The sequence below is a fragment of the Pseudoalteromonas sp. S1650 genome, assembly GCF_005887195.1.
GTDB classification, from domain to species: domain Bacteria; phylum Pseudomonadota; class Gammaproteobacteria; order Enterobacterales; family Alteromonadaceae; genus Pseudoalteromonas; species Pseudoalteromonas simplex.
In genome coordinates, this window is record NZ_PNDF01000089.1 from 1 (window position 1) to 5029 (window position 5029).

4 protein-coding genes are annotated in these 5029 nt (G+C 41.3%); all 4 read right to left on the bottom strand.

Annotated features, from left to right (window positions below; all coding sequences use genetic code 11):
• On the bottom strand, nt 1–1559 hold a 1559-nt coding region (gene rsxC / locus CWB80_RS20190; protein ID WP_138686296.1), incomplete at its 3' end, for an electron transport complex subunit RsxC.
• A gap of 8 nt (nt 1560–1567) precedes the next feature.
• The gene (gene rsxB / locus CWB80_RS20195; protein WP_054553690.1) at nt 1568–2122 is read right to left on the bottom strand and encodes an electron transport complex subunit RsxB; all 555 of its coding nucleotides are present in this window, start codon (nt 2120–2122) and stop codon (nt 1568–1570) included.
• 1 nt (nt 2123) lies between these two features.
• Nucleotides 2124–2705, bottom strand: coding sequence for an electron transport complex subunit RsxA (gene rsxA, locus CWB80_RS20200; protein WP_054553689.1), 582 nt, complete (start codon nt 2703–2705; stop codon nt 2124–2126).
• 175 nt (nt 2706–2880) lie between these two features.
• Entirely contained in the window at nt 2881–4824 is a 1944-nt protein-coding gene (locus CWB80_RS20205; RefSeq protein WP_138602081.1) for an EAL domain-containing protein, read from the bottom strand.
• Nucleotides 4825–5029 lie beyond the last annotated feature (205 nt).

Genomic DNA, 5029 nt, shown 5'->3' on the forward strand with positions numbered 1-5029 from the left:
GCACGGGCAATAGCTGCGGCAACGGCTGATTTGCTGTCTGTATCATCAGATTTAGCTTTAACTCGGGCGAGTGCATCGGCCACTTTTTGTTTTTCGTCATCTGACTTAGCAGCCGGCTTACGTTTGTGGCGGTTTTGACGCTCTTCTTGTTCGCGCTCTAAACGCTCTTTACGCGCTTCAAAACGCTCTTTTGCTCGCTCTGCTTTGATTTGCTCTGCTTGCTGCTCTTTTATCTCTGCTTTAGCAACACGGTAGTACTGTACCAGGGGGATTTCACTTGGGCATACATAAGCACAGGCACCGCATTCAATACAATCGAATAAGTTGTGCTCGTTGAGTTTGTCGTATTCTTTTGACTTAGCGAACCATTGTAATTGCTGAGGTAATAATGACGCAGGGCAGGCGTCAGCACAGGCGCTACAACGAATACAGGCTTTTTCATCACCCGGCTCAGCAAGTTCTTGGTGATCTGGCGCTAAAATACAGTTCGTTGTTTTAACCACACCAATGCGCACGGTAGGTAGAGTAAAGCCCATCATTGGACCGCCCATGACCACACGTTGCTGTGGAACCGGTGAAAAACCTTGGCAGTCTAATAAATGTTTAATTTCGGTGCCTAGTAAAGCCCACACATTACCTTGTTTGTGAATGGTGTTACCCGTTACCGTCACGACACGTTCTATCAGTGGTTTACCTTCATATACGGCTTGATTTACCGCAAACAAGGTACCGACATTTTGCACCAACATACCAATATCGGCAGGAATACTGCCACTTGGGACTTCTTTGCCCGTTAGCAGTTTAATTAGCTGTTTTTCACCGCCAGAAGGGTAAACCGTTGGTACTGTTTGCACTATGATGCTGTCGTTATGATGTGCAGCTTGTTTCATGGCTGCAATGGCATCGGGTTTATTATCTTCAATACCAATAATTGTCAGCTGTGGACTTAACAGCTGCTGCATTAATTCAATACCGGCAACTATGCCATCAGCATGTTCGCGCATTAGCATGTCATCAGCGGTAATATATGGCTCACACTCAACGGCATTAACAATTAAAAACTCAATGGCTTTACGGGTATCTGCTTTTACATAGGTTGGGAAACCTGCGCCGCCCATACCGGCAATACCGCTTTGATGAATAACATCAACAAGTTCATCATGTGACAGTGCTTTGGCATCAGTCACAGGGTTAAGCTCGCACCAGTTATCCTCACCATCTGGTTCAATAATAACGCTAAGCTCAGGCAACGCTGATGGATGAGCTGACGGCATTGGACAAATATCGCTGATCAGCCCAGATGTTGGCGCGTGCACAGGCACAGACCAATTGCCGCTTGGTTTAGTTAATGCTTGACCTTTAAGAACCTGCTGGCCTTTTTCAACAATCAGCTTACCGTTAGCACCAATGTGTTGTTTTAGTGATACAACAAGTTTGTCTGGTAGCGGCAGTCTTGTAATGGCTTGCGTTGTTGATTGTTGTTTTTGACCCGGTGGGTGAATACCACCAGGAAATGGCCACACTTTACCTTGTTTAATTTGATCTATTAGCTTTTCCATCTGTGCTCCTAATCTACCTGAGTCACAGGGATTGCGTTTAATTGCCATTTCCAGGTTTGTTTGGTTTCTTTAACAGGCAGCATATCAATACAGTCTACAGGGCATGGTTCAACACATAAGTCACAACCGGTACATTCATCGATTAATACAGTGTGCATTTGGCGAGTTGCGCCAACGATGGCATCAACAGGGCAGGCTTGAATACATTTGGTACAGCCAATACATTCATCTTCACGAATATAGGCAACGGTTTTAATAGGATCTGCTTGCTCACCGCCTGCCAGCGGTTTTGCTTCTACACCCATTAAATCAGCGAGTTTTTTTACCGTGGCTTCGCCGCCTGGCGGGCACTTATTGATTTCGTCACCATTGGCAATTGCTTCTGCATAGGGACGACAGCCTGGGTAGCCACATTGGCCACACTGTGTTTGCGGTAAAATGGTATCAATTTGGTCAACAATAGGGTTACTCTCAACGCGAAAACGCACGGCGGCAAAACCTAAAATTAAACCAAATATTAGCGCTAATGAACCTAACGCTATCAAAGCATAAAACAAGGTCATATTAAAACTTCACTAATCCTGTAAAACCCATAAAGGCCATCGACATAAGGCCTGCGGTGATCATCGCAATTGAAGCACCCTTAAAAGGAGCAGGGACATCAGCCGCAGCTAAACGCTCACGTAATGCGGCAAACAGTATTAACACCATAGAGAAACCCACTGCGGCACCAAAGCCATACACGGCCGATTGTAAGAATGAGTGGTCTTCTTTGATATTAAGTAGGGCAACACCTAAAACAGCACAGTTAGTGGTAATAAGCGGTAAGAAAATCCCTAATAAGCGATAAAGTGTCGGGCTGGTTTTTCTCACCACCATTTCGGTAAATTGCACGACAACAGCGATAACCAAAATAAAGCTCATGGTACGCAAAAATTCGATATCCAGCGGGATCAAAATATAATGATTCACCAGATAACTGGTCACGGAGGCAAGTGTAAGTACAAAGGTTGTGGCTAAAGACATACCAATCGCGGTATCTAACTTACCCGATACACCCATAAACGGGCATAAACCTAAGAATTGAACTAAAACGAAGTTGTTGACTAGCACAGTGCCAATCAATAACAAGACATACTCTGTCATGCGTGCCTCACGAGAATAAAAACGGCTCTATTATCCTTTTTTATGGGGGCCGACACAACACATGAGGGACGAATAGCTAAAATTAACAAAGCTGTTTACGATTAAAGTGTTAAAGCAAAGTTAATAGCTGGAATAGGCCCAAAAATAGTAAGGTTTTTTGGGCCTTAAAGAGGAGTTAGATATCTTTTGGCTTTTCGATGTAATAGCCTTGCACACCATCTAAACACAGTGTTTCGATGATGTGTTTTTCTTCTTGGCTTTCGACGCCTTCAGCAAATACACTCACACCAATACGATGAGCAAGATCAACCATTAAACGCATAAAGTATTGGTTGTTTTTATCTTCTTCAAGGCCGCGGGTGTAGCTTGCGTCCATTTTGATAAAGTCTGGTTTTAAGTCTCTAAAGAATTTAAATGACGTTAAACCCACACCAAAACGCTCTACGGTAATACGTGCACCCACGCGGTGTACCATATCGATAAAGCGTTTACTTGCTTTAATGTTTTGTTGTAATCCAAACTCGCTGACTTCAAATATAAGCTTAGAGGCGATATTGCTGTCTTTAAGTAATCGGCGCTCTAACCAGATCACAAATTGATCATTGTGAGCGCTTGATGCAGTAACATTAATACCAAAGAATTTTTCAGAGAAATTACGCGTTTTAACCTTCTCTAAAGTGGTATCGATAATTAAACGGTCAATTTCCATTGCCATTTCTAGCTTTTCTGCCATTGCAAGAAAAGAGGCCGTTGGCAGCATTTGGTTTTCTGCAGTTTTGAAACGAACTTGGATCTCAGCATAGGCTTTAACACTTTTACCTATTGGCATAATGTTCTGCATAACCAAATGCACACGTTTCGATTCGATCACTTCGGTAATGACTTTACGCCAGTTTTGGTTACCAAAACCTGCGCTGGCGTTATTAACTAAATCAGTTTCACGCTGTACATGCCATGCATTTGCTTGTTTTGATTGCGCCATGCTCATTGCATTATCAACAATTGATAATAACTCACCAAGCGGCTTACCTTTTTCGTAGCCAACTATACCTGTGTTAGCAACTGAGCTTAATTCTTGGTTTTGCTGATACTGAGTAAAACGCGATTGTAAGTTATCGCCAAAGCGTTCAGCTTCTTTAAGTGGGGTATTAGGCAGTACCACAGCAAAATCAGAACTATTTAAACGAAAAACCTGACTGCCTGTATAGGTGCCGCTAATATGTTTAATAATATCGGCCACACCTTTTACGTATTCATCACCTTTTTGGTAACCACGTGTTTGGTTTATTGTTTGTAGCTCACTACAACGCACCATAGCAAGTGAACCAAAGGTGCTTTTTTCTGCATTCTCAATATTTTTTTCGTAATACTCTACAAACATATTACGATTGCCAAGGTTAGTGACTACATCTTTATAGGCTTCTTTTTTAATACTTAGCGCATTATTTTGAATATCATCGTGTTTAGTTTGTAAAAAGTGTGACAGACGATTGAACGAAGGAATTAAATCTTTGCTTAGCTTCTTTAATCTTGAAGTGTCCATAGCTTGTTCAATATCGTCGCTTACTTGATTCTGATTTATGTATATATCGACAATATCAGCAACTGTTGTGCTTATTTTTCTGTTTAAGCGACGGAACATACTGTTCATATAAATAATTGGTAATAATGCAATCAATCCAGATATCAAAATGACAATAAACATCGCTTGTTGCAGCAGAGTTGCTAGGTTATGAGCATTGATCGTAAATTCAATTTTTATGTCAGATGTCTGGTTCACTGCAAATTGAGGCCGGATAGAGTTAAATGAATTATTAACTAATTCAGCAAACAAGGGGAGGGGCTGACTAGACTCTATCATTGTAACAACTTTGCCAGTTTGATCGCGGATTACAAATTTAGAAAAAGTACTGCCATCAGAAAGTGCTTGCCTAAGTTTCTCTGGTGCCAGCTGTTCAATAGTTTGTGAGTTTATATAGGCATTAACTACACGCTGTGTTTTTTGCTGGGCATCACTTACTGCACTGTCAAAACTAATTGCAATAAAATATCCGCCTAATAATGCGAATAGTAGCCAAGAAATAAGTTGTACGAATATGAGTTTTTTAAAACCAGCCATGTTTCTTATCTTTTAAAAGCCTAAAAGGAAGGAATCAATTCCTTGATTGATCGGTTTAATAATAGTGAATTCTATTTTATATCAAAGCATATAAATAACTTACACTAGAGTAGTGTATAAGCGCTGGAAAGTCTAATACAATCGGTGAGGCAAAAAAGAGATAAAATTTAATATATTCGTAGAGTTGGCTCCCCCTCCCCGACTC

What these genes read in the sequence shown, in the direction of transcription:
- rsxB (WP_054553690.1), bottom strand. Translation starts at nt 2,122, where the DNA reads ATGACCTTGTTTTATGCTTTGATAGCGTTAGGTTCATTAGCGCTAATA.
- rsxA (WP_054553689.1), bottom strand. Translation starts at nt 2,705, where the DNA reads ATGACAGAGTATGTCTTGTTATTGATTGGCACTGTGCTAGTCAACAAC.
- CWB80_RS20205 (WP_138602081.1), bottom strand. Translation starts at nt 4,824, where the DNA reads ATGGCTGGTTTTAAAAAACTCATATTCGTACAACTTATTTCTTGGCTA.